Source organism: Pseudorhodoplanes sp., assembly GCF_059499825.1.
The window spans coordinates 1-24736 of the sequence record NZ_JCABZI010000009.1 but is presented as its reverse complement, the minus strand read 5'-3'; the positions used below and the strand labels follow the sequence as shown (position 1 = coordinate 24736).

Genomic DNA, 24736 nt, shown 5'->3' with positions numbered 1-24736 from the left:
TCGGCGATATCCGGTGGACATCGGACCCCTGTTGGGACCCCTCATGGCCAAGCTTTCGGGACGGCATGCTCTCGTGACTGGCGGCGGCCGCGGCATCGGACGTGCCGTGGCGGCGGCGTTGACGGCCGCTGGTGCCACGGTCACGGTTCTCGGCCGCCAGCAGGCTGCCCTTGACGATGCGGTGGCGGCAGGTCATGCGGCGGGCGTGATTGTCGCCGACGTCACCGACCCGGCGGCAATCGTAGCCGGGGTGACGGCGGCAGAAGCCGCTCGCGGACCGTTTGACATTCTGGTGGCCAATGCCGGCGCGGCCGAAACCGCACCTTTCGGCAAGACTCAGCCCGAGCAGTTTCGCCGGCTGTTCGAACTCAATGTTCTGGGCATCGTCAATTGTGCGCAAGTCCTGCTCCCCGGCATGGTCGCGCGCAAGTTCGGCCGCGTCGTCGCTGTGGCCTCGACCGCGGGGCTGAAGGGTTACGGCTATGTCAGCGCCTATGTTGCCTCCAAGCATGCGGTGGTCGGTCTCGTGCGGTCGCTTGCAGTCGAAACCGCCAAGAGCGGCGTAACAGTCAATGCGGTCTGTCCGAGCTTCACCGACACCGACCTGGTTCGCGAAAGCGTTGCCGCCATCACCAAGAAAACCGGCCGGTCCGAACAGGACGTGATCGCGCAATATGTGAAGGACGTGCCGATGGCGCGGCTGATCAAGCCGGAAGAGGTCGCAGCGGCGGTGGTGTATCTGTGTTCCGTCGATGCCGGTGCAGTAACCGGAACTGCTATGACGATTGCCGGCGGAGAAATCTGAATGACCGACGCCGCGACCATCCCTCTCGATGCCGAGACCAAAGTCGCCGAACGGCCGGCCGATCACGAGGCCGAACTGCGGCTGTGGCTGCGGATGCTGACCTGCACGACATTGATCGAGAACGAAATCCGCCAGCGCCTGCGTACCGAATTCGACATCACCCTGCCGCGCTTCGACCTGATGGCGCAGCTCGATCGCGCCCCGAACGGCATGACTCTGGGTGAATTGTCGCAGCGCATGATGGTGTCGAACGGCAACGTCACCGGACTCGTGGAGCGTCTCGTCTCGCTCAATCTCGTTGAGCGCAAGCCGGCGCCGAACGACCGCCGGGCCATGATCGTGACGCTGACGCCGGACGGACGCCGCACCTTCCGCTCGCTGGCGCGCACGCATGAGAACTGGGTCGCTGAAATTTTCGCCGGGCTCGAGCCGGGAGAGGTCGATACGCTGATGACGCTGCTGGCCAAGACCAAGGGTTCCGCGCGCAAGGCCATCGATGCAGGAGCCGGTAAATGAGCCTGAACACCCATCATCCCGTGCCGCTGCCGCTCGCGTCCTACAAGGCGCAGCATGTGAAGTTCGAGGTCAGCGGCAAGCTCGCGACGCTGACGCTGAACCGGCCGGAGCGAAAAAATCCGCTGACGTTCGAAAGCTATGCCGAGATCGCCGGCATTTTCCGCGCAGCGGCCAGTGACGACCAGGTGAAAGCCTTTGTCCTCACCGGCGAGGGCGGAAACTTCTGCTCGGGCGGCGACGTGTTCGAGATCATCGGCCCGCTGGTCGAGATGAATACGGTCGACCTGCTCAAATTCACACGCATGACCGGCGAGGCGGTGAAGGCGATGCGCGCCTGCCCGCAGACCATCATCGCCGCGGTCGATGGCGTTTGTGCGGGCGCGGGCGCCATCCTGGCGATGTCCTCGGACCTGCGCGTCGGTACGGCGAAGGCGAAGGTTGCGTTCCTGTTCAATCGCGTCGGCCTCGCCGGCTGCGACATGGGCGCCTGCGCGATCCTGCCGCGGATCATCGGCCAGGGCCGCGCCGCCGAGCTTCTCTATACCGGCCGGGTGATGGGCGGCGAGGAAGCCGAGCGCTGGGGCTTCTTCAATCGCCTGTCGTCGTCGGAAAATGTGCTGGCGGATGCGACCGCGCTTGCGAACGAACTCTGCGCCGGTCCGACTTTCGCCAACGGCATGACCAAGCGCATGCTGGAGATGGAATGGGCGATGTCGGTCGAGCAGTCGATCGAGGCGGAGGCAGTGGCGCAGGCGCTTTGCATGGAGACGCAGGATTTCAAGCGCGCATTTCATGCCTTCGCGAACAAGCAGAAGCCAGTGTTCGAGGGGGACTAGATGTCGCTTACGGAAACCCTCAGCTGGCCGTTCTTCAACGATGGTCATCGCGATTTTGCTGCGCGGTTGAACCGCTGGGCTGCGGAGAATCTGCACAAGCTGCCGCATGACGATGTCGACGAAGCCTGCCGCGCGCGCGTCAAGGCGCTGGGCGAAGCGGGCTTCCTCGCGCCGACGGTGCCCGCTGCGTTCGGCGGCACGTTTCCGCAATTCGATGTGCGCACGCTCTGTCTCGCGCGCGAGATCCTCGGCTACCATGACGGACTCGCCGATTTCGCCTTCGCGATGCAGGGGCTCGGCACCGGCTCGATCACGCTCTACGGCTCGCCGGAAATTAAGCAGCGTTATTTGCCGAAAGTCGGCCAGGGCAAGGCGATCGCCGGCTTCGCGCTGTCGGAGCCGGAAGCCGGGTCCGACGTCGCGGCGATGGCGATGACAGCCGTGCCCGACGGCAACACGCACGTGCGGCTCGACGGCCGCAAGACCTGGATCTCGAACGGCGGTATCGCCGACCATTACGTTGTGTTTGCGCGCACCGGCGAGGCGCCCGGTGCCCGCGGGCTCTCGGCATTCATGGTCGATGCCGATGCGCCGGGTCTTTCGATCGAGGAACGCATCGAGGTGATCGCGCCGCATCCGCTGGCGACGCTCAAATTCGACAATGTGCGGATACCGGTGGCTAACCGGCTGGGCGGGCCGGGCGAAGGCTTCAAGGTGGCGATGGCGACCCTCGATATCTTCCGCTCGACCGTCGGTGCCGCAGCACTCGGCTTCGCGCGGCGTGCGCTGCACGACATGACCGAACGGGCCGCGACCCGCAAATTGTTCGGCGCGCCGCTCGGCGACCTGCAACTGACGCAAGGGTCGCTCGCGGATTCCATCGTCGACGTCGATAGCTCGGCGCTGCTGGTCTATCGCTCGGCCTGGACCAAGGATAATGGCGCGGCGCGCGTCACCAGCGAAGCCGCGATGGCCAAGATGCATGCAACCGAAGCCGCGCAGCGCGTGATCGATCGCGCGGTGCAGTTGTTCGGCGGGCAGGGCGTCACCAAGGGCGTCAAGGTCGAGGAGTTGTACCGGGAAATCCGCGCACTGCGCATCTATGAAGGCGCGACCGAAGTGCAGAAGGTCGTGATCGCGCGCGAAGCGTTGAAGAATTACGCCGCTGAAAAAGCGACGACGAAGTAACGGGCGAGGAAAGAGCAAAGAGTATCAGGAGCTCGACCATGATGCCTTCCAGCATGATCCCATCGAAATACAAGGACACGTTCGCGCGCGACAATCTTCCGCCGCAGGATCAGTGGCCGGAATTCCTGTTCAGGCTGCCGGAACTGCAATATCCGGATCGCATCAATTGCGCGACCGAGTTCGTCGACAAGTGGGTCGCGTCGGGACAGGGCGATCGGGTCGCGATCATCACGCCGACCGAGACGCTGACCTACGCGCAACTCGCCGAACGCATCAACCGGATTGCCAATGTGCTGACGCGCGATCTCGGCATGGAAAGCGGCAACCGGGTTCTGCTGCACGCGCCGAATGGCGCGACGATGGTCGCGGCGTATCTCGCCGTGATGAAGGCGGGCGGCGTCACCGTCGCCACCATGCCGCTGCTGCGTGCGAAGGAATTGTCCTATACCTGCAAGAAGGCGCAGATCAGGCTGGCGCTTGGCGACGCGCGGCTGGCGGCGGAACTCGACAAGACCAAGGCCCCGGCTTCAAATCTCGAACGCGTGGTCTATTGGGGCGGTGGCGGACCGGATTCGCTCGAGACCCTGATGAACAAGCCCGGCTATGAGAAATTCGATGCCTTCGACACCGCGGTCGACGATGTCTGCCTGATCGCATTCACCTCGGGCACGACCGGCGAGCCGAAGGGCACCATGCATTTTCACCGCGACATGCTGGCGCCCTGCGATTCATACGGCAAGCATGTGCTGCAAGCCTCGCCGGACGACCGGTTCATCGGCTCGGCGCCGCTTGCCTTCACCTTCGGGCTTGGCGGTCACGTGCTGTTTCCGTTCCGCATTGGCGCGGCCACGATCCAGCTCGAAAAGGCGCCGCCCGAAGAGCTTCTGCCCGCGATTGGGAAATACAAGGCGACGGTTTGCTTCACCGCGCCGACCGCCTACCGCGCCATGATCCCCCATCTCGGCAAGCATGACATCTCGTCTTTGCGGATTTGCGTTTCGGCGGGCGAGACCATGCCGAAATCGACGTTCGAGGCGTGGCACAAGGCCACCGGCATCAAGGCGCTCGACGGCATCGGCGGCACCGAGATGATGCACATCTATATCGGTTCGCCCGAGAGCGAGGTGCGTTCCGGCTCGACCGGAAAGCCGGTGCCCGGCTATGTCGCGAAAGTCGTCGACGAAAACGGCAATGAGGTGCCGCGCGGCACCATCGGCCGCCTCGCAGTCAAGGGGCCGACTGGCTGCCGCTATCTCGCCGATGCGCGCCAGACCAAGTATGTGCAGAATGGCTGGAATTTCCCCGGCGACACCTACGTGCAGGATGCCGACGACTATTTCTGGTATCAGGCGCGATCCGACGACATGATCATTTCGTCCGGCTACAACATCGCAGGGCCCGAAGTAGAAGAGGTGCTGCTTTCGCATCCGGCGGTGGCCGAATGCGGCGTGGTCGGCGCGCCGGACCCGGAGCGCGGGCATATCGTCAAGGCGTATATCGTGCTGCGCGACGGTCATGCGGGCGACGCCACGCTGACCAAGACGCTGCAGGATTTCGTCAAGAACACCGTTGCGCCGTACAAATATCCGCGCGCGATCGAGTATGTCTCAGCGCTTCCGCGCACACAGACGGGCAAGCTGCAGCGTTTCGAATTGCGCAAGATCGCGGAATCGGGCGCGGAGAAGATGGCGTCGTGATGAATACTAGGTTTCGATCCGTCATCCTGAGGTGCGAGCATCGCGAGCCTCGAAGGATGAGCGGCCCGGAGTAACGCAATCTGATCGAACGCTGCGCAAGATTTTTCCAGGAGAATTCCCGTGTCGGACACCGCCATCAAATCGCCCGCTGCCAACACCATTCTCAATCCTGCCGGCTGGCCGCAGCCGAAGGGCTACGCCAATGGCATCAAGGCGCGTGGTGAGATGGTGTTCGTCGGCGGCATGATCGGCTGGGACATCCACGGCAAGCTGCCGCAGGGTTTCGTCGCACAGACCAGGCAGCTTCTGGAAAACATCGTCGCCGTGCTCAAGGAAGGCGGCGCAGGACCGGAGCATGTCGTGCGCATGACCTGGTATGTCACCGACATCGACGCCTATCGCGCCTCGCTGCCGGAACTCGGCAGGGTCTATCGCGAGGTGATGGGCAAGAATTTCGGCGCCATGGCGCTGGTGCAGGTCACGTCGCTGGTGGAGAAGGACGCCCTGCTCGAAATCGAGACCACGGCCGTTATTCCGGACTAGGCGCCCGGCGGCGCGCCGGGACTCCCCTCCGATAGCCGCTGCGGGTAGGGTGCGCCCGACGAACGGGCGAACCGGAGCCGCCGCCTTTGCTTTCACTGTTCAATCGCGTGAGTCTCAGCGCCGCGATCGTTGCGGTGTCGGTGCTCGCGCATCTCGGATTCGTCGGCGCCATTGTCTTCGCCGAGCGTCGGCATCTGCCGACCTCCGGATTGCAGGCCATGGACGTCGATCTGGTGCCGCCGGAGGAACTCGAACCGAAAAAGGAAGAGCCGCCCAAACCGCCCGAGGCTCCCAAGCCGCCGGAGCGACTTAAACCTCCCGAGCCTCCAAAGCAGGCCGAACTGAAGCCGCCGGAGCCCGTCAAGCAGTCGCTGCCGCCGCCAGCGCAAAGCCTGCCGCCGAAGCCGCGGGCCGGCGCGGCGGGACCGAAATCCGATGCGGGTCCCGAACCGGACCAGGCGGCGCCGCCGCCCGAGTCGAAACAGGCTGCCAAGCCGCCCGCCAAGCCCGACATCCCGCAGGGTGGACCGGCGGGCGAGGGCAAGTCGAAGTTGACGCCGGAGGAAATCGCGGCGCTGCGCGCGCAGATCCAGAAATGCTGGAAACTGCCGGTCGGCATTCCCGGGATCATGGGGCTCGAAGTAATCCTGCGGGTCTCGTTCGGCCCCAAAGGGCAACTCGCAGGTCAGCCGGTGCTGCTGCAGGCGCCGGCCTCCGAGCGCGGCCCGATGCTGGTCGGGATCGCAATGAACGCGCTCCAGGGCTGCTATCCATACACGCTGCCGCCGGCGAAATACGCCGACTGGAAGACGCTGGATCTGAAATTCACCGCCACCGGCATGGTGGGACTTGGTGTGGTGCCGAAGCTGCCGAAACGGAGTTAGGCGCGTATCGGCATCGTCGTTAGCGATCCCATTGCATGGACGCGATACGCGGGTCGCCCGCGAAAGTGGCGCGGTCGAAATCCAGAGATTGTCGCGGCATCTCGCATTGGGCGCGTGCGCCATTGTCGCCCAGCAGAATGCGCCATGTCAGGCGAGCGACCGGTTCGGGTGCTGCGAAGGCGGTGCAGGTCAGCAGCGCGATATTGGCGCGATGACCCGGGTCGCGCACGGATTCGTAGCGGATGACGTCAACATTGGCCGCGCGCGCAAGATCGGCGAGTTCCTGACATGCCGCATAGTCGATCGGATCGGTCCACGCCGCGTGCCGGTTGTGGAAAGGAGTTCGGGTGAGGTCGATGGCCAAAGCGGCTGCGTAGTCGCAGGCAAAGGCCGTGTATTCGCCGGCATTTCCCGGCCATGGCGTGTCCGGCGATTCGCTGAAGAACAGCAGGCGATAGAAACAAACTTCCGCAATCGCGGTGTCAGGTGTTTCGGAGGCGTAAAACACCCCGGGCGTCAGTCCCGCGCGCCTGAACCGCGACCCCTGCGGATAGGGCGCATAACGGAACGGCGTGAACAGAAGAAAGTCGAGGTGGCGGCATTCGAGCGGGATCGGGGGCTTGCTGTCTTCGATCAGCCGCTCCAGCAGGGCCTGCTCGGCGGCATTGTCGGTGAGCTTCATCGTCGAGACCCGATGCTGCGCCTCGACGACGCGCCAGCACCGCCCCGACGCAGAGTGTGCGCTAGACGAGAGCTCGGCGACTGTCGAGATAGCTGATGACATTGATCAGGCCGCTGACGCTCTGGATCATCTCCACGGGCACGCCGTTCAACGCGGTGTTTCGGCTCGTCAGCCAGGCGGCGGCGGCGTCGTCGTCGCCGCTGACCAGCGCATCGAGCGAGCGATAAAGCCGGACGAACAGCAGGGCGAGTTCGAAGGATTTATGCCGCGGGTCCAAGACGTAGTGTCCCTTGCGCATGCGAGAGACGGTGGGCTCTGACAGGCCGACGATCCGGCTTAGTGCGCTGCTCCTCACGCCAAGCCGCTCTGCCGCACGCGCGGCGGCTTTGGTGACGACGCTGGCTTCTGAGCTTGGTTCACCCTTAACAGCCCGCTTCACACGCATCATGCTACTCCTGAAAGAAAATCTATATAAATTTCCTCAGAAATCAAGCCTTCGTATAAGATAATATCTTTACGATCTTAACGTCCGACGCTAATCTCTAAGGGTCTAGGGACGGAAAGGCTGAAAACAGCCGTGAATACGCAAGCCAAGCTCATTGCCCGATCCGGCGAGCCGTTCGTGGCCGGCCGCTCCGGCTCGCTGTCGGCGCAGATCGTCTCGGATGTGCGCGAGGCGCTGACCGAGAAGCGGCTGAAGCCGGGCGACCCGATCGGCACCGAGAAGGACCTCGCCGCCCGCTACGGCGTCAGCCGGATCGTGGCGCGTGACGCGCTGCGCACGCTGCAGGCGCTCGGCATTGCCGAAATCCGCATGGGCAAGGGCGGCGGCGCCCGGGTGGCGCGCGGCAATCCGCGGCTGTTTGCCGAGGCGCTCGCGGTACAACTCGACCTGACCGGCGTCACCGCCGCCGAGGTGATGGATGCCCAGCGCGCGATCGAGACCCTGGCCGCCGAACTTGCCGCCGAGCACGCCACCGCGGCCGATCACGCGCGGCTGCGACGATTGCTGTCCGAAGCCGAAAGCCTGATCGATGATGGCGACGCCTACACGCGGTCCTGTCGCGATTTCCATCTCGCCATCGCAGAAGCCTCGCATAACCGCGTGCTGGTGGTGCAGTTCATCTCGCTCAATCACATCTCGTGGCCGTCGCATAACCGCACGCTGACTCCGGAGGTTTCGCGCCGGGTCCTCGCCGTGCATCGCGAACTCGCCGCCCTGATCGAGATGCGCGACGCCGCCGGCGCGCGCAGGCTGATGGACGACCACGTCAAGATGATCCGCGCGCGCCGCGTGTCCGAACGCGATCACGCGCATGCCGACGAGGGCTGCTGCTGACTTAAAGTACGTGACTGAAACGACCACAAACGCAAACGGGAGAAGAACAAATGGCCACCAACCACAAATTCATCATCGAGCCGCATTTTCGCCTGCAGGAATGGATCGCGGAGGAGAAGGGCTACTTCAAGGATGAAGGGCTGGATTACATCTTCCGCGAAATGGTGCAGTCGACCGACGGCAAGATCCACGACAAGGGCAACAAGGTCGGCGCCTATCAGTCGTTCGAGGAAGGCCGAAAATCGGACGTGAGCTGCGCCTGCCACTGGACGGTGAATGTCGCAGCCGCGTCCGGGCATGGCCGGCTCAACCGCGATGTCTATTCGGTGGCGCCGTCGGGCATTTTCGTTGCGCCGGATTCGCCGATCAAGACACCGGCCGACCTTGCCGGCGTGCCGATCTCGGTCGGCTTCCAGTCCGGTTCGCATTATGCGTCGATCCAGGCGCTGGAAAGCTACATGCCGAAGGATCAGATCAAGCTGTCGTTTAACGACGGCATGCTGTTCAAGCGCATGGAGATGCTGCTGGACGGCCAGGTGCCGGCGGCGACCTTGTTCTCCGGGCCGTATTATCTCGCCGAGCAGCTCGGCTTCCGCAAGATCATGGACAACACCTTCATGATCGCCAACATGATCCACGGCGATCCCGATCCGGAAGACCTGCGCAAGTATTTCACCGCCCTGAAGCGCGCGCAACGCGATCTCGACCTGCGGCCGGAGCTCTACACGCACTACTACACCAACGAGTTTCCGAAGCGTTGGCACGATGTGATGGATACGCGCCGCTGGGGCCCGGGCGAGCGCATCGTGTTCGAGCCGTATACGGAAGAGACGTTTGCGGTCTCGCGCGAATGGATCGCCGATCACGACATCTTCGAGGGCGGCGACCTCGGCAAGAAGCGCTACGAGGAAGCGACGATCAGCGTGATGTGAAAGATCCGCAGGCTGTCATCGCCCGCGAAAGCGGGCGATCCAGTCCTCGGGCGGATATGAAAAACGCTGGATGCCGCTTTCGCGGGGCATGACAGTGTGATGGCTATTCCACCTTCAGCCCGATCAGGCGTTCCAGTGTCGCCTCGTCTTTGGCGAGTTCAGCCGACGGTGCGCGATGCGCGACATTGCCGCGCTCGATGACGATGGCGTTCTGTGTCAGCGACAGTGCAATCTCGGCATGCTGTTCGACCAGGATAAAGGCGGTGCCCTGTTCGGCCAGCATCTTGCGGATGGCGGCGGTCAATTCCTCGACGATGATCGGCGCGAGCCCCTCGAACGGTTCGTCGAGCAGCAGGAGTGACGGATTGGTCAAGAGTGCGCGCGCCAGCGCCAGCATCTGCTGTTCGCCGCCGGAGAGCTGATTGCCCTTGTTGCCGCGCCGCTCGTTGAGGCGCGGCAGCAATTCGTAAATCCGCTCGACCGTCCAATGCCCCGGCCGCGCAGTGACGGTCAGATTTTCCGCAACCGTCAGCGACGGAAAGATTTCGCGCTCCTGCGCCACCCAGCCGATGCCGCCGCGGGCGCGTTTGTAAGGCGGGAGCCGGGTGATGTCTTCGCCGCGCCAGTGGATCGAGCCGCGCGTCATGCGGGTGAAGCCCATGATGGTGAGCAGCAGCGTCGACTTGCCGACGCCGTTGCGGCCCAGCACCGCAAGGCTGCCCTTGTCGGCGAGATCGAACGAGATGTCGTTCAGCACCACGGCATCGCCGTAGCCGGCCCGCACGTCTTTGAGCGACAGCAGCCTCTCAGCCATGATGCGCTCCGCCGAGATAGACTTCGCGCACGCGCGGATCGGAGGAAATCTCCTTCGGCGTGCCTTCGAGCAGGATGGCGCCGCCGACCATCACGATGATCCGGCTGGCGAAGCGGAACACGACGTTCATGTCGTGCTCGATGAACAGAACCGTGATGTCCTGCGACAGATCGGCGATCACCGAGAACAGTTCTGAGCTTTCCTCCGGCGGCACCCCGGCGGCGGGTTCGTCGAGCAGGAGCACCTTGGGCCGGGTGGCGAGCGCCAGCGCAATTTCAAGGAGACGCTGCTGGCCATAGGCCAGTTCGCGTGTGGTGCGGTAGGCGTGGTCGCCGAGCCGCAGCGATTTCAGGATGGCATAGGCCTCATCCGCATTGTCGCGATAGGCCGGCAGCGCTTTCCACCAGGTGCCGGCATCGCCGGTGCGCTCGCAGATCGCGAGCGTCACCGCTTCGAGCGCCGACAGGTTCGGAAACAGCGTGTTGATCTGGAAGGTCCGGACCAGCCCGCGCTTCACCCGCGCATCCGGATGCAAAGCGGTGATGTCCTCGCCGTCGAGCAGGATCTGACCGGAGTTCGGCTTGATCATACCGGTCATCAGGTTGATCAGCGTGGTCTTGCCGGCGCCGTTCGGGCCGATCAGCGCATAGCGCTCGCCCTTCGGAACGGCGATCGATATGTCGCGCGCGACCTGAAGCTGGCCGAAGCTTTTGTTGAGGTTGCGGGTTGCAAGCGCGGGTGTGGTCATGTGCTGCGCCGCCCCGTCATCGCGCGATAGAGCTGCGACAGCCCGCCGAGGATACCGTTCGGCAGCAGCATGACGACCGCCACCAGCAGCAATCCGATCCAGAAATACCAGTATTGCGGATTGATGCCAGAGAACTGGTCGCGCGCCACCATGAAGATCACTGCGCCGATCAGCCCGCCATAGAGCATGCCGGCGCCGCCGAGCACGAGCATCACCAGCACGTCGGCGGAGCGCTGGAAATCGATCGAGCCGAGCGACACCGTGGACGTCGTCTGCGCCAGCAACGCTCCGGCGATCCCTGCGATCGCCGCGGACATGGTGTAGATCTTGCGGATATGCGCATCGCTCGGCGCGCCGATCGCGGGCATGCGCACGGAGTTTTCGCGAATGCCGCGCAGCGCCAGCCCGAACGGCGAGTTGGTGAGCCGCCGCGCCACCAGGAAGATCAGGAACAGCATGATGAGCGAATAGGCATAAGCGGTGCGGCCCCACAGGTCGAACTCGAACATGCCGAGCAGCTTGCCGATGCGGATGCCCTGCAGACCATCGGCGCCGCCGGTGAGCCAGTGCGCGCTGTTGGCGAGTTCATGCACCAGAAAACCCAGGCCCAGCGTGATCATGATCAGCGCCAGATGCTTGAAGCGCGCGATGATGAAGCTGGTGGCGAAGCCGAACAGCCCGGTGACCACGGCCGCGGCCAACAGCCCGAAGGTCGGATCGCCATATCCGTATTTTGAAATGATCCCCGCCGTGTAGGCGCCGATCCCGAAAAACGCGGCATGTCCGAGCGACACGATGCCGGCATAGCCCAGGATCAGATCGAGCGAGAGCGCGAACAATGCGGTGATCGCGATCTGGCTCGCAAGCGACAGATAATTCGGGAACAGGAAGAACGGGAGGATCGTCGCGAGCCAGAACAGATATTCCAGCGGATGCCAGCGGACCTGGGCGCGCAGATAGTCGTGCGGAGTGAGGGAGGGGGCGCTCATGGTGTCACCGCTTGCCAAACAGGCCCTGCGGCCGCCACATCAAAAGAACCACCATCACGAAATAGATCATGAAGGCGCCGACCTGCGGCACATAATACTTGCTGGCGATATCGCTGATTCCGATCAACACGGCGGCGACGAAGGACCCCCAGATCGAGCCCAGACCGCCAACCGACACCACGATCAGAACGTAGACGAGATAGGTCAGCGCAAAGGACGGGTCGAGGCCGACGATCTCGATCGCCAGCGATCCGCCGAGACCCGCGAGTCCGGACCCCAGCGCGAATGCGACCGCGAAGGTGCCGTCGACATTGATACCCAGACCGCGCGCCATGCGCTGATTGTCGACCGCGGCGCGGACCTGCTGGCCGAAGCGCGTGTATTCCAATGTCAGCACCAGCACCAGCGTGACAGCGAGGCCGACGGTGACGAGGAAAAGACGATAGACACCGAAATTAATGCCGAAATAGACGATGGAGCCGCGCAGCCATGTGGGCGTCACCGCCGGTTGCAACACGGTGCCGAAGATGTAGGCCGCGCTCGCGATCGCCATGAAGGCAAGGCCGATGGTGAGGAGAACCTGGTCGAGTTCGCTCGCGTTATAAAGCCGGCGGTATAGCGTGCGCTCGAGAGCCACGCTCACGATTGCGGCGGCCAGAAACGCCATCGGCAGCGTTGCAAGGAACGGCCAGCCGAAGCTGTGAACCAGTGTAACCGTGACGTAGGCGCCGAGCATCGCGAACGCGCAATGCGCCAGATTGACGAAATTCATCATGCCGAGCGTGACCGACAGCCCCACCGACAGCAGGAACAGCAGCATGCCATAGGCAAAGCCGTCGAACAGAACGCCGATAATAGGCCCCAAAGTCGTACCCTCAGCCTGACGCCTTACCCCGGTCCCTCAGCCTCGCCTTCAGGCAGCGGGGCGTCCCGCGTCATTGAAGGAGGGGCTGGCCACCGAATTCGGGATGCGGCGGGTGGATGCTCTTCTTACTGAAACTATATCACACAAGGCAACGCCCGGAGCGGGAGGCCCCGGGCGTTCAATGTTCCAACAGGGAAGCTTATTTCTTGGTCTTCATCCGCTCTTTGACCGGATCCTTCACTTCCTCGATCTTGTCGATCTCGACGTTCTGAATCTTGCCGTCCACCTTGTCGACACGCCGGATATACACGGTCTGGATGATGTCGCGGGTTTCCGGATCGATCGAGATCGGGCCGCGTGGGCTCTCCCACTTCATGCCCTTGGCTGCGTCGACCATCGCCTGTGCGTCGGTCTTGCCGCCGGTCTTCTTCAGCACGTCATAGATGAGCTGCATGCCGTCCCAACCGCCGATCGAGAAGAAGTCCGGGTTGCGGCCGTAGGCTGCATTATAGGCCTTCACGAAAGCGTCGTTCTTGGCCGATTTGTGCGCGTAATCGTAGTGGCTTGCGGTGATGATGCCGAGAGCGGCATCGCCCATGACCTTGACTGCGTTTTCGTCGGCGATCTCGAGCTGCCCCATCACCTTGGTCTTGCGGGCATCGATGCCGCGCTCGGCCAATGCCTTCCCGAGAGCGCCCGGCTGCGCGCCGCCCGGAACGAAGATGTAAACGCCCTCAGGGTTGAGGTCCTTGGCGCGCTGCACGAAGGCCGAGAAATCCGGATTGGCAACCGGCATCTTGACCTCGCCGACGATCTCGCCGCCGGCTTCCTTGAAGCCAAGTGCGAAGGCGCCACCGGCGTCGAGGCCCGGGCCGTAGTCCGAGACCATGGTGTAGGCCTTCTTCACGCCTCCCTTCTTCACTGCCCAGTCGCCGAGCGCCTGGTTGAGCTGCGGGGTGGTGAGCGAGGTGCGCACCATATAAGGCGACTTGGTGGTGATGATCGAGGTCGCGGCGTTCATCACGACCATGAACTTCTTGGCCTGATCCGAGACGTCGCCCGCGGCCATTGCATTCGGGGTCAGCACGAAGCCGGCGAGGATATCGACGCCGTCACGCACCACGAGTTCCTGCGCAAGGCGTTTTGCGACATCCGGCGCGATGCCGCCGGTATCCTTGCGGATGAACTCGATCTTGCGGCCGGCAACGGTGTCGCCATTCTCTTTGACGAACAGCTTGATGGCGTTGTCCATCTGCGCCGCGGCATCCGCGAATTGTCCGGAATAAGGCAGAATGATTCCGATCTTGATCGGGCCCTGCTGCGCATTTGCGGCGCCCGCGAACATCGCGGTCGCGGCCAATGCGGCAAGTCCAAACGTCCTTCTATTCATCGCTTATCCTCCTGAAAACTCTTGATCTTACACGCCTCATGTCGCGTTGGCCGGGACACTATCGGCAGCGGCTCTAACGGTCAACGAATCGTCGCCCAATGCGGCAAAATGGGATGCCCACCGCCCTGGACTTGGTAAACGGTGGGAGTTTCAACGCGGCCGAAGCATTGCCCAGGTCTTGTTCAATAATATTCGACATGAACGCGGATGGCGCCGCTCGCCTCGTCGTAAAACCCGTATTTCCTGGCCTTCTCGACCATCCCTGAAATCGGGTCGGGCGTGGCCGGGGCAAGTTGCGCGAGGGCGCGGAGATCCGCCTCGCGCAGCCAGACATGTTCGGATGTGCACGTCACGGAAAATGGCAGCCCGCGCGCGATGTCGTCGGCGCTCCATCCGGCCGGTGCTCGAAGCTTGAGGCGTCCGAAGTCTTCCCTTTCGAGAAGTTCATGTTGCCCGGGTGACAGCTGGATGATCATGCGGCGCGTCAGTTCATCGACACGAGTTCGGCGCTGCGCGATCTTGCGGCCGGCGCTTCGGCCTGCAGGTCTGCCACCTGCGTTGCGAACAGCGAAGCCGAGCGCGACGCTTCGTCCGGCGTCATGTCGCCGAAATAGAGCTGGCAGGCGACATAGTTCAGTCCGCCATGCGCCATCTGCGCGCTCAGAGCGTCGCGCATTGTCCGCGGAGATCCGGCGAAACCGTTGCCGAGTTTCAGCAGTTCGTCGAACGTACCGGGATAGACGTGGCTGATCGGAAACGGCGTTCCGGCTTCCTTCCAGAGCATCTCCATGGCCTCGCGCCAGGGCTTGTAGGCGCGGCGTCCGATTGCGAGTGCCTCGCTATCGGTGTCGGCAACCACGACGTGGCGCGTGATGCCGATGTTGGGCAGGGCGCCGGGTTCGCGGCCGAGCCGCTGCCATTCCTCCCGGTAGCGCTCCGACACGAGCCGCGCATTGTCGATCGAACCCAGCGTCATGACGTTGGCACCGTTCTGTGCCGCCCACGGCGCGCTGTCCGGCTTGGTGGTCGCGTACCAGAGCGGCGGGTGCGGCCGCTGCAGTGGGTGCATCCGCACAGGAAAACGCTCGATACTGATATGCTTGCCCTGGAAGCTGACCTCGTCCTGGAAAAACGCCTGCCGGATGATCTCGAAATTTTCCAGATAGCGGGCCTGCGCCGTCGCCGGATCGTCGCCATACATCGCGATCTCGTAGGGCATCGAGCCGCGGCCGAGACCGAGTTCCAGCCGCCCGCCGCTCAACTGGTCGAGCATGCAGATTTCTTCGTAGACCCGCACCGGATGATAGATCGGCAGCACATAGAGCAGCGGGCCCAGCCGGATGCGCGTGGAGCGCTGTGCTGCAGATGCCAGGAAGATACCGGGCGAGGGCGCATAGCCGAGCGGCGTCCCGTGATGCTCGGCGAGGTGATAGCAGAAGAAGCCGAGCCGGTCGCAGAGCTCGATGAAACGCAGACGCTCTTCGTATTGCCGGTGCAGGGGCGTCCCGGCGCGGTCCATGTGGTCGAAGATCGCATACTTCATTGCCGGACACTCCCGCTGCGGACCAAACGCCTACCGTCCGGTGCATATCGTTGTCAAGACAACGATGCGCGCGCAACGATGTTCCCCCGGTGACGGCGGCGGCCGATTGCCTGCCCACTCACGCCATGCGAAGAGGAGCGGCGAATTCGGGAGGCCTTGATGGCGCGCAAGACGGCGGCCGTGCACCGGCGTAACGCACCCAGCCCTGCACCTGTACCCAAGCCTGCGCCAACCCCTTTGACGGGCCTGGTGGCGTTCAAGCTCATTCATCTTGCGGACACCATCAGCCGGGCCGCGACGCTGGTCTATGAGAGGCAGTTCGGGCTGAACAACTCGGAACTTCGCGCGATGATCGCGCTGCGCGACATGCAGCCCCTGACGATCGCCGATCTCAGCCGCGCCGGACACATCGACAAGGCCTGGGTCAGCCGGTCGGTGGCGAGCCTGTCGGACCGCGGGCTGGTCAGCCGCGAGGCGCATCCGACCGACCAGCGCATGGCGCTGATCCGTCTGACACCGGCGGGCCTCGATCTGACACGTGCGTTCGAGCCGGTCGCGCATGCGCGCCAGAAGCGGCTGCTGGCGGGGCTGTCGCAGCGCGAGGCATTTCGCGTGATCGACATGCTGCAAAAGAATGCAGATCAATTGCTGAAAGAGCCCTAGAATGGCCTGGTCGGCGCTCCCGTCAGCTTGGGCTTGCGACGCGACCACCCACGGACTCTCTTCAGGATTGCGAGTTTGCAGGAATGTCGGACCTTCGATTCCAGATCAACGGCCGGTGGCGCACGGAGAATGCAGTGTCTCCGACCACGACGCTGCTCGATTATCTGCGGCTCGACGCCCGGCTGACCGGCACCAAGGAAGGCTGCGCCGAGGGCGATTGCGGGGCCTGCACCGTCGTCGTCGGTCTGCCGCAGGACGATGGACGCCTGGCGTGGCGCGCAGTCAATTCGTGTCTCGTGCTGGTGCCCCAGGTCGACGGGCTGCCGGTCATCACCGTGGAAGGTCTCGCGCAGCCTGACGGCACGCTGCATTCGGTGCAGCAAAGTCTGATCGAGGCCGACGCCACGCAATGCGGCTTCTGCACACCCGGCTTTGCGATGGCGATGTTCGCCTTCGCGCATGAATCCAAAAGCGATGGCGAGCCGCGCGACGACGACACCATTCACGAAGCGCTGGCCGGCAATCTCTGCCGCTGCACCGGCTATCGCCCGATCGTGGAGGCCTGCAAGACCATGCGTGCCGATCCGCCGGGCTGCGGCTTTGCCGAACATGCGGGCGAGGCGGCGGCGGAATATCGGCGCGGCGCGCAGCTTTATCTGGCGCCGCGCAACATCGGCGATCTCGTAGCGGCAAAAGCGAAACATCCCGACGCTGTCGTGCTGGGCGGCGGCACCGATCTCGGCATCCGCGTGTCAAAGCACCGCGAGGCCTTTCCGGAGGTGATCTCGACCCAGTGGGTGAGCGAACTGCGCGCGATCTCAGAGGGCGACGGCAAGCTCACCATCGGCGGCGGCGTCACCTATACCCGGGCGCTGCCATTCCTTGAGACGCACTTTCCGTCCTTCGCCGCGATGGTGCGCCGTATCGGCTCGCGACAAATCCGCAATATCGGCACGCTGGCAGCCAACATCGCCAATGCCTCGCCGATCGGCGACACCATTCCCTGCCTGATGGCGCTCGACGCGACGATCATGCTGCGTTCGATACGTGGGGTGCGCGGTGTGAAGGCCGACAGCTTCATCACAGCCTACCGCAAGACCGCGATGGAGACCGACGAAATCATCGAAGCGATCGAGATCCCGCTGCTCAAGAACGGTACGGGTTTCACCACCTACAAATTGTCGAAGCGCTTCGACCAGGACATCTCCACCGTGATCGGCGCCTTCCGCCTGCGCGTCGAGAACGGCAAAGTAACGGAACTACGCGCCGCCTATGGCGGCATGGCTGCGACCACCGCGCGCGCGAAGCATGTCGAAACCGCGCTGACCGGCAAGCCGTGGACCGCGGAAACCCTGCGCGACATCGACGCGTTGATTGCGCAGGACTTCCAGCCGATGACCGATCATCGCGGCACCGACGCCTATCGCCTGCGTGCGGCCGCCAACCTGATCCGGCGGCTGCAGATCGAGACCACGGGCGGTGAGCAAACCGGAGTGTGGCAGCTATGAACGCACCTCTGTCCCGCATCCGCGGCGGCGTGCACGCGTCGGTGAAGCACGACAGCGCCGCCGGCCACACCAACGGTCAGGCGCTCTATCTCGACGACATCCCCGCCGTGCCCGGCACGCTGGAAACCGCTCTCGTGCTGTCGCCGCACCCCCATGCCCGCATCAAGTCCATCGATGTATCGGCGGCGCTTGCGGCCGAGGGTGTCGCAGCGGTCGTCACCGCGGCCGACGTCCCCGGCAAGAACGACATCGCCCCGATCCGCACCGACGAGCCGCTGCTGGCCGCAGGCCTTGTCGAGCATGAGGGTCAAATCGTGGCGGCGGTCGCAGCAGTGACGCTCGATCAGGCTCGTGCCGCGGCGAAGCTTGTGAAGGTCGAATACGACGTGCTGCCGGCCGTGCTTACGGTCGAGGAGGCGGTGGCGAAAGAGCTGTACGTCGCGCCGGTCCAGACCATGGCGCGCGGCGATATCGACGCGGCGCTCCAATCCGCGCCGCATCGCCTGAAGGGCGAGTTTCACTGCGGCGGTCAGGATCACTTCTATCTCGAGGGCCAGATCGCGATCGCAACGCCCGGCGAGACCAACCGCGACATTCATGTCTTCTCCTCGACGCAGCATCCAACCGAAGTGCAGCACGGCGTCGCGCATGTGCTTGGTATTCCCTTCAATGCGGTGACGGTCGAGGTGCGCCGCATGGGCGGCGGCTTCGGCGGCAAGGAGAGCCAGCCGACCATCATCGCCGGCATCGCCGCACTGCTGGCGACAAAGACGCGTAAGCCGGTGAAGCTGCGGCTGCCGCGCGATGACGACATGCGCGCCACCGGCAAGCGGCACCCGTTCTATTATCGCTACGATGTCGGCTTTGACGATGACGGAGCTATTCTCGGTCTCGATCTACTGCTCGCGGCCAATGGCGGCCATGTCGCCGACCACACCCCCGCGGTGCTGACGCGCGCGCTGTGCCATTCGGACAATTGCTACTGGCTGCCGGTGCTGCGCTTCCGCGGCCTGCCATGCAAGACCAATACGGTGTCGAACACGGCGTTCCGCGGCTATGGCGGACCGCAGGGCATGTTCGCGATCGAGACCATCATCGACACGATCGCGCGGCATCTCGCGCTGTCGCTGGAACAGGTGCGCCGCCGCAACCTCTACGGCCATGGGCGCGACAACGTCACGCCCTATGGCATGACGGTCGAGGACAACATCATCGAGACGGTGATCGACGAGTTCGATCGGACGGTCGATCTGAAAGCCTGGCGCGAGAGCGTGCTCGCTTTCAATAAAGCGAGCCCCATTGTGAAGAAGGGTCTCGCCACCATGCCGGTGAAGTTCGGCATCTCGTTCAACCGGCCGGCGCTCAACCAGGCCGGCGCACTCGTGCATGTCTACATGGACGGCAGCGTCACGCTGAACCATGGCGGCACCGAGATGGGGCAGGGGCTGTTCATCAAGGTCGCGCAGGTGGTGGCCGAGACCTTTCAGATCGATATCGACAATATCAAGATCACCGCGACCACCACCGGCAAGGTGCCGAACACGTCGCCGACAGCGGCGTCCTCCGGCTCCGATCTCAACGGCATGGCGGCGCAGCATGCGGCCGAGCAGATCAAGGATCGCATGGCCGATGTCGCGGCCGAGCAGTTCAACGTGCCGAAGGGCGAGATCGTGTTCTCGTCAAACCGCATCTATGCCGGCAACCGTTCGATCTCGTTTGCCGAGCTTGCGGCCCTGTCATGGGAGAAGCGGGTGTCGCTGTCGGCGACCGGCTTCTACCGCACGCCAAAAATCCATTGGGACTTTGCCAGCAACAGCGGGCGGCCTTTCTATTATTTCACCTATGGCGTGGCCGCGGCCGAAGTCGCGATCGACACATTAACCGGCGAGATGCGAGTGCTGCGCGCCGAGCTTCTGCAGGATTGCGGAGAATCTCTCAATCCGGCGATCGATCTCGGTCAGATCGAAGGTGCTTTCGTGCAGGGTATGGGTTGGCTCACAACCGAGGAACTGGTGTGGGATCACAAGGGCAATCTGCGCACGCACGGGCCGTCGACCTACAAGATCCCCGGCAGCCGCGATGTGCCGCCTGTCTTCAACGCGCGCATTTTGCAGAACGCGCCCAACAAGGAAGAGACGGTGTTCCGTTCCAAGGCGGTTGGCGAGCCGCCGCTGATGCTGGCGCTGTCGGTGTGGCTCGCGGTGCGAGACGCGATCTCGTCGTTGTCGGATTACAAACTTGCACCCAGGATCGATGCGCCGACCACGCCGGATCGCGTGCTGGCAGCGGTGGATGAGATCAGGGTGAGGGCTGGCTGATCGCCGGCGGAGGCGTCGTCTTCCTCCTCCCCGTGAAACGGGGAGAAGGTGCCTCGCGAGCTTGCGAGCGAGGCGGATGAGGGGCTTCTTTCAGTGTCGCGCATGCCCCTCACCCGTCTCGCAGCTTCGCTGCTCGCCACCCTCTCCCCGCGGCGGGGAGAGGGAAGGGATCATCCGCCTACAACGTCAGCTGACGCACCGCGTCCTCGGCTGCCTTCGTCTTCGCCTCGATCTCAATCTCCAGCCTTGCATCGAGGGTGCCGATCTCGGCGAGCCGGTCTTCTTGCGTTTTGAGCGTCGCGAGATAGCGCCGCCCGAGATCGGAGCCCTGTCCGACCGACCTCAGATTTTCGCGCAGGCGGGCCTGATCGCGCACGATCCGCTCGCGCTCGCTCTCGAGCTGGCTGCGTTGCGCCCTGGTCTTGTTCATCTCCTCCACCAGCGCCGTGAGTCTGGCGATCGTCGCCTTCAGCGCCGGGCTTTCGTTCTCGAGGCCGCGAATCCGGACCAGCATGTCGTCGACATCGAGCTCGGTCAGCACGATCCGCTCACTGTCGAGACGTTCGGTGGTGAAGCTCGCCTTGGTGGTCGTGCCGCGCGGCGCTGCGATCGTGTGCCGGTAACGGGTTGGCGTCTCCTCAATGTTCTTGGTGCCGGCGACCGGAGTCCAGCCCCCAATGCGCTCTTCTTCCACCACGATCTCGCGGTCCTCGTCCGGTGGTGTCGTGACCTCATAATCGATGGTGCGGGTCGAGCGGGTCTGCACCGTCAGCGTGCCGTTCAGCGCCTTGCCGAGCGCGGTCTGGCGGATGCCCCGGTCGTCGCGGCGGATTGCCGTCTTGGTGTCGACCGCGAAGGTCGCCAGCCGCGTCGCACCCTTCGGCGTCAGCGGCAGCAAGGCGTCGCCGACAAAGCCCGTGCCGCCGTCCGCGTTCGTCTCGAACGCGGTGACAAGCCCGGCCGGCAGCGCGCTGGCGCCGTCATTCTTCAGCCGCACCGCCGCCAGCGGACGGTTCGGTGTAACATCCGGCTGATACAGCCAGACGCGCGTCACCGGCACCTCCCGGTCGACGAAGGGCACCATCATCGTGTGTCCGGTCGCGAGCGAGAGCTTGGCCGGAAAGCGATAGAGGAGCTGTGTCGATGCCTCTTCCGCAGTCGCGGCGTTGGCGGGCGCGGCAGCCGCGATTTCGGCAGGCATTGGCGCAACCGGCGCCGGTGCAGCCATCGCGGGAGCGGAGCGGGTCGGTCTTTGCGGCGCCGCGAGCGCGCCGGCGATTCGGTCGGCGTCGAATCGGGCCTGCGGTGCCGGTGGTGCGGCCTTCTCCTGAACATCGTCGCGGCGTGGCACGACCCGCGTATTGGTCGAGACCGGCACTTCCGGCCGGTTTGCGAACAAAGCGGTATAGAGCGGCTGGCGCAGCGCCACCGGATTGCCGGAGACCAGCGTCAGATCGACATCCTTCCAGTCGCCCCCGGTCAGGTTCTCGATCACGGCCCAGCCCTGCAGCCGCGCCTTGGAACCGTCCTTGCCGCCGTCCTTCGGCAGCACGATCCGATACGCGGTCTTCCAGACCGGTGCGCCGACCACATAGCTGATCGCGACATCGCGCGTGCCGTCGCCGAGGAATCCGACCGACAATGTGCGGCGATCCTTGGCGCGGTTTTCGGTGAGGCCGGTGAGAAGCCGCTCGATCTGCTGTCGCGTCTGCGGGTCGGTGAAACGAAGTTCGGTGACCTCTTCGAGGATCGCTTGGGTGAGCCCCGCCGGCGTGACCAGAGTCAGGCGATGCCGTGCGGTGGTGCCGCCGTTATTCGGCAGCGTGACCTGCTCGCGCACCACGCGGAACACGCGACCCTTGGCATTGACCGGGCCCGAAATCTCGATCTCGCTGCCGACCAGGGCGTTGAGCAGATCGGGCGAGGAATTCAGTGCTTCGGGTCCGAACGGCAGGTCGCGGAACAGCTCCGGCAGCGGCGTCTTGCCGGGCAGGGAGACGGTGCCGACCGCACCGGCGCGATCGAACACGGTGAGGCTCTTCAGGATGTCATCGACCTGGTCCAGCCGCACCGGCAATTCGATGGTGGAATTCCCGCTGACTGGGCCGCCATGGGTAAACTGGGCGAGGCCGGAATTCGACAGGATGACCTGCTTGAGGGGGAGTTCGGCCGCCGCCGCCTGATCGGTGGTGACGAGCATCGTCGCGGCGAGCGTGACGCCCGCCGCCGCAAAAACTGTACGATTCATAGTTCGCTTCTCCCGTCCCCGAGCTGACCCGATCGCGCCTGAATCGGACACTAAACGACGCCACGGGACGCAAAGATGGCGGCCCCGGACTGCCAGGGCGCCATGCACCCGTCCAAAGGCAGGCGCGGCTCTACGGCGGCTGTCAGGCTGGCGGTCGGTCCAGTTGCGAACCGGCCGCAGCGGCCAAAATCATTGTAAAGCAACGTAAAGTTGGCACCTGCCGCCATTGACTTGCCAAAATCCGTCCCACTTATAGAGCGAACATTCATTCGCTTTATGTGCGATGCACAATTTTGGGGGGCGATTTGCGCCAGGCCAGTGCCCAGCTTCGGTCCGACCGCCGCTCGGAGATTCTCGACGCGGCGCAGCGATGCTTTGCGCGTATGGGGTTTCATCAGACGTCGATGCAGCAGATCTGCGCCGAAGCCGGTATGAGCCCGGGCAACGTCTATCGCTACTTCCCGTCGAAGGAAGCGATCATCCTCGGCATTACCGAGCGTGACCGCGCCGAGGTGGCCGCGCAGCTTGCGAGCGCGCAATTCTCGACCGACTTCTTCTCGACCTTTGCGGCACTCGCACGCCATCATTTCGTCGAGCGTTCGGCCGAGGAAGTCGGGCTGTGCGCGGAAATCATGTCGGAGAGCCGTCGCAATCCGACGATTTCGAAAATCATGAACGAGTTCGACGCCGATGTGAAACAGCGGCTCGTCACCATGCTGCATGCTGCGCAGGCGCGAGGCGATATTTCGCGCGATGCGGATATCGGTACGGCGGTTGAGATGCTGATGATCATCGCGGACGGTGTGTGGTGGCGCCGCGCGGTCGATCCGAAATTCGACGCCGAAGCGGTGCTGCCGATGTTCTTCGACGTCACGAAATATATGCTGCTTGACCGCGGGAGCGGGCGGAACGCGGAGCCCGGCTGGGCCCGCGCGAGCGGCGCTGGAGACGCACAATGAAGGCGAGCCAAATCGTTGCCATCGGTTTGGTGGTGGGAGCGGTCGCCTGGGTCGCGTCCGGCCATCTGATGCCGCATGAATCCGCGGAAAGCCGCGCCGCCATCCGTGCGGATGCCGGCGAGCCGAAGCTGTTTCGCGTCGCCGTCACCGAGACAAAGCTCTTGCCGCACTCGCGCAAGCTGACGCTGTCCGGCCGTACCGAGGCCGACAAGAAGGTGACCATCACCGCTCGCACTGGCGGCATCCTTACCGAGATGCGGGCGAAGCGTGGCCAGCTTATGAAGAAGGGCGAGATCATCGCCGTACTTTCCGACGACGCGCGCGAGGCGCAAGTCGCGCAGGCGACCGCGCTCTTCAATCAGCGCAAGTCCGAGCTCGAGGCGCGTCGGAAGCTGATTGAACAGGGGAACATGCCGCGCCTCGAAGCCATGAACCTCGAAGCGCAGTTCAAGGCGTCGGAGGCCGCGCTGGCGCAAGCTGTAGCCGAGCGTGACCGCGGCGTTTTGCGTGCACCGTGGGATGGCATTGTATTCGATACCGCGGAGGTCGGCGGTGCGGCGCTCTCGTTCACCGGCGCGCCGGTGGCCCAGATGGTGGCGATCGATCCGTTACTCGCGGTCGTCGAGGTGTCGGAGACCCGTCTGGCCGGGTTGAAGGTCGGGGAGCCGGCGGAAGTCCGTCTTGTCAACGGACAGAAGGTTATGGGGCGTCTTCGCTATGTCGCCAAAACGGCAAGCGCGACCACTCGCACCTATCGCGTCGAGGTCGAACTACCTAATCCGAACAACGCGATCCCCGACGGCATCACCGCTGAAGTTTCGATTCCGATGGCACCCGTTCCGGCGTCGCGCGTACCGCGATCGGCACTGACTTTCTCCTCATCAGGCGATCTCGGCGTTCGCGTCGTCGAGGGTGATAAGGTCGGGTTCGTTCGCGTCGCCCCGGTCGAAGACGACCAGAATCATATGTGGGTCGCCGGCATTCCGGACGGCGCGCGCGTGATCGTGCAGGGTCAGGATTTCGTGCGCGAAGGCCAGAATGTGGTCGCGGTGCCGGCCGAAGTGGCGGTCGGCGCGGCGCGGTAATTCTTTTACCTCTCCCCGCCGTGCGGGGAGAGGTCGGTCGCCGAAGGCGACCGGGTGAGGGGCCGGCACGGAGCGTGCAGCAAACTGGGGGGGGGGCCCCCCCCCCCGCCCCCCCCCGCGCCCCCCCCGCCCCCCCCCCCCCCCCCCGGGGGGGGGGGGGGGGGGGGGGGGGGGGGGGCCCCCC

General features: G+C 64.2%; 24 protein-coding genes. 14 read left to right on the top strand and 10 right to left on the bottom strand.

Annotation, left to right across the window (positions count from 1 at the left end; all coding sequences use genetic code 11):
• The first annotated feature begins 43 nt into the window (after positions 1-43).
• From AC5I5I_RS11560 to tolA, 7 genes are all read left to right on the top strand, one after another.
• Entirely contained in the window at positions 44-805 is a 762-nt protein-coding gene (locus tag AC5I5I_RS11560) for an SDR family NAD(P)-dependent oxidoreductase (RefSeq protein ID WP_495973066.1), read from the top strand.
• On the top strand, positions 806-1321 hold the full coding sequence (locus AC5I5I_RS11555; protein WP_495973064.1) for a MarR family winged helix-turn-helix transcriptional regulator: 516 nt from the start codon (positions 806-808) through the stop codon (positions 1319-1321).
• A complete protein-coding gene (locus tag AC5I5I_RS11550; RefSeq protein ID WP_495973062.1) occupies positions 1318-2157 on the top strand; it encodes an enoyl-CoA hydratase family protein in 840 nt (279 codons plus the stop codon). The genes AC5I5I_RS11555 and AC5I5I_RS11550 overlap by 4 nt, the downstream gene beginning before the upstream one ends.
• Entirely contained in the window at positions 2158-3345 is a 1188-nt protein-coding gene (locus AC5I5I_RS11545) for an acyl-CoA dehydrogenase family protein (protein ID WP_495973060.1), read from the top strand. It abuts the gene before it with no gap.
• Positions 3346-3383: 38 nt separating this feature from the next.
• On the top strand, positions 3384-5042 hold the full coding sequence (locus AC5I5I_RS11540) for an AMP-binding protein (protein ID WP_495973058.1): 1659 nt from the start codon (positions 3384-3386) through the stop codon (positions 5040-5042).
• Positions 5043-5162: 120 nt separating this feature from the next.
• The gene (locus AC5I5I_RS11535; protein ID WP_495973056.1) at positions 5163-5585 is read left to right on the top strand and encodes a RidA family protein; all 423 of its coding nucleotides are present in this window, start codon (positions 5163-5165) and stop codon (positions 5583-5585) included.
• An 86-nt stretch (positions 5586-5671) separates the two neighbouring features.
• On the top strand, positions 5672-6469 hold the full coding sequence (gene tolA / locus AC5I5I_RS11530; RefSeq protein WP_495973054.1) for a cell envelope integrity protein TolA: 798 nt from the start codon (positions 5672-5674) through the stop codon (positions 6467-6469).
• 19 nt (positions 6470-6488) lie between these two features.
• Here tolA and AC5I5I_RS11525 read toward each other — a convergent pair whose 3' ends face one another.
• Both AC5I5I_RS11525 and AC5I5I_RS11520 read right to left on the bottom strand, forming a co-directional pair.
• Positions 6489-7253 (bottom strand): RES family NAD+ phosphorylase, encoded by a 765-nt coding sequence (locus AC5I5I_RS11525; protein ID WP_495973052.1) that lies wholly within the window; start codon positions 7251-7253, stop codon positions 6489-6491.
• Positions 7213-7596, bottom strand: a complete 384-nt coding sequence (locus tag AC5I5I_RS11520) for an antitoxin Xre/MbcA/ParS toxin-binding domain-containing protein (protein WP_495973050.1) — start codon at positions 7594-7596, stop codon at positions 7213-7215. Before AC5I5I_RS11520 ends, AC5I5I_RS11525 begins: the two co-directional genes overlap by 41 nt.
• Positions 7597-7728: 132 nt before the next feature.
• Between AC5I5I_RS11520 and AC5I5I_RS11515 the strand changes: the two genes are divergently transcribed.
• Together AC5I5I_RS11515 and AC5I5I_RS11510 are read left to right on the top strand one after the other, a co-directional pair.
• Positions 7729-8490 carry a FadR/GntR family transcriptional regulator gene (locus tag AC5I5I_RS11515; RefSeq protein WP_495973048.1) on the top strand — a complete coding sequence of 254 codons (762 nt, stop codon included), beginning with the start codon at positions 7729-7731 and terminating at the stop codon, positions 8488-8490.
• A gap of 50 nt (positions 8491-8540) precedes the next feature.
• Positions 8541-9422: an ABC transporter substrate-binding protein gene (locus AC5I5I_RS11510; protein WP_495973046.1), complete on the top strand. Its 882-nt coding sequence runs from the start codon at positions 8541-8543 to the stop codon at positions 9420-9422.
• A gap of 103 nt (positions 9423-9525) precedes the next feature.
• On the opposite strand, the gene AC5I5I_RS11505 is transcribed toward AC5I5I_RS11510, so the two are convergent.
• The 7 genes from AC5I5I_RS11505 to AC5I5I_RS11475 form a co-directional block, all read right to left on the bottom strand.
• The gene (locus AC5I5I_RS11505; RefSeq protein ID WP_495973044.1) at positions 9526-10236 is read right to left on the bottom strand and encodes an ABC transporter ATP-binding protein; all 711 of its coding nucleotides are present in this window, start codon (positions 10234-10236) and stop codon (positions 9526-9528) included.
• Complete coding sequence (locus tag AC5I5I_RS11500) at positions 10229-10984, bottom strand: ABC transporter ATP-binding protein (protein ID WP_495973042.1); 756 nt, start codon at positions 10982-10984, stop codon at positions 10229-10231. Before AC5I5I_RS11500 ends, AC5I5I_RS11505 begins: the two co-directional genes overlap by 8 nt.
• The gene (locus AC5I5I_RS11495) at positions 10981-11973 is read right to left on the bottom strand and encodes a branched-chain amino acid ABC transporter permease (protein WP_495973040.1); all 993 of its coding nucleotides are present in this window, start codon (positions 11971-11973) and stop codon (positions 10981-10983) included. The genes AC5I5I_RS11500 and AC5I5I_RS11495 overlap by 4 nt, the downstream gene beginning before the upstream one ends.
• 4 nt (positions 11974-11977) lie before the next feature.
• Positions 11978-12829, bottom strand: coding sequence for a branched-chain amino acid ABC transporter permease (locus AC5I5I_RS11490; RefSeq protein ID WP_495973874.1), 852 nt, complete (start codon positions 12827-12829; stop codon positions 11978-11980).
• Positions 12830-13037: 208 nt separating this feature from the next.
• Positions 13038-14228: an ABC transporter substrate-binding protein gene (locus AC5I5I_RS11485; RefSeq protein ID WP_495973038.1), complete on the bottom strand. Its 1191-nt coding sequence runs from the start codon at positions 14226-14228 to the stop codon at positions 13038-13040.
• A gap of 182 nt (positions 14229-14410) precedes the next feature.
• Positions 14411-14704 carry a hypothetical protein gene (locus AC5I5I_RS11480; protein WP_495973036.1) on the bottom strand — a complete coding sequence of 98 codons (294 nt, stop codon included), beginning with the start codon at positions 14702-14704 and terminating at the stop codon, positions 14411-14413.
• 8 nt (positions 14705-14712) lie between these two features.
• Entirely contained in the window at positions 14713-15771 is a 1059-nt protein-coding gene (locus tag AC5I5I_RS11475; protein ID WP_495973034.1) for an LLM class flavin-dependent oxidoreductase, read from the bottom strand.
• 159 nt (positions 15772-15930) lie between these two features.
• On the opposite strand from AC5I5I_RS11475, the gene AC5I5I_RS11470 reads away from it, so the two are divergent.
• From AC5I5I_RS11470 to xdhB, 3 genes are all read left to right on the top strand, one after another.
• Complete coding sequence (locus AC5I5I_RS11470) at positions 15931-16434, top strand: MarR family winged helix-turn-helix transcriptional regulator (RefSeq protein WP_495973032.1); 504 nt, start codon at positions 15931-15933, stop codon at positions 16432-16434.
• An 83-nt stretch (positions 16435-16517) separates the two neighbouring features.
• Positions 16518-17942 carry a xanthine dehydrogenase small subunit gene (gene xdhA / locus AC5I5I_RS11465; protein WP_495973030.1) on the top strand — a complete coding sequence of 475 codons (1425 nt, stop codon included), beginning with the start codon at positions 16518-16520 and terminating at the stop codon, positions 17940-17942.
• Positions 17939-20260, top strand: a complete 2322-nt coding sequence (gene xdhB / locus AC5I5I_RS11460; RefSeq protein ID WP_495973028.1) for a xanthine dehydrogenase molybdopterin binding subunit — start codon at positions 17939-17941, stop codon at positions 20258-20260. Before xdhA ends, xdhB begins: the two co-directional genes overlap by 4 nt.
• Before the next feature lie 178 nt (positions 20261-20438).
• Here the strand turns inward: xdhB and AC5I5I_RS11455 are convergent, their stop codons facing one another.
• Complete coding sequence (locus AC5I5I_RS11455) at positions 20439-22508, bottom strand: DUF4139 domain-containing protein (protein ID WP_495973026.1); 2070 nt, start codon at positions 22506-22508, stop codon at positions 20439-20441.
• A gap of 278 nt (positions 22509-22786) precedes the next feature.
• On the opposite strand from AC5I5I_RS11455, the gene AC5I5I_RS11450 reads away from it, so the two are divergent.
• Positions 22787-23467 carry a TetR/AcrR family transcriptional regulator gene (locus AC5I5I_RS11450; RefSeq protein WP_495973024.1) on the top strand — a complete coding sequence of 227 codons (681 nt, stop codon included), beginning with the start codon at positions 22787-22789 and terminating at the stop codon, positions 23465-23467.
• Complete coding sequence (locus AC5I5I_RS11445; protein WP_495973022.1) at positions 23464-24552, top strand: efflux RND transporter periplasmic adaptor subunit; 1089 nt, start codon at positions 23464-23466, stop codon at positions 24550-24552. The genes AC5I5I_RS11450 and AC5I5I_RS11445 overlap by 4 nt, the downstream gene beginning before the upstream one ends.
• Positions 24553-24736 lie beyond the last annotated feature (184 nt).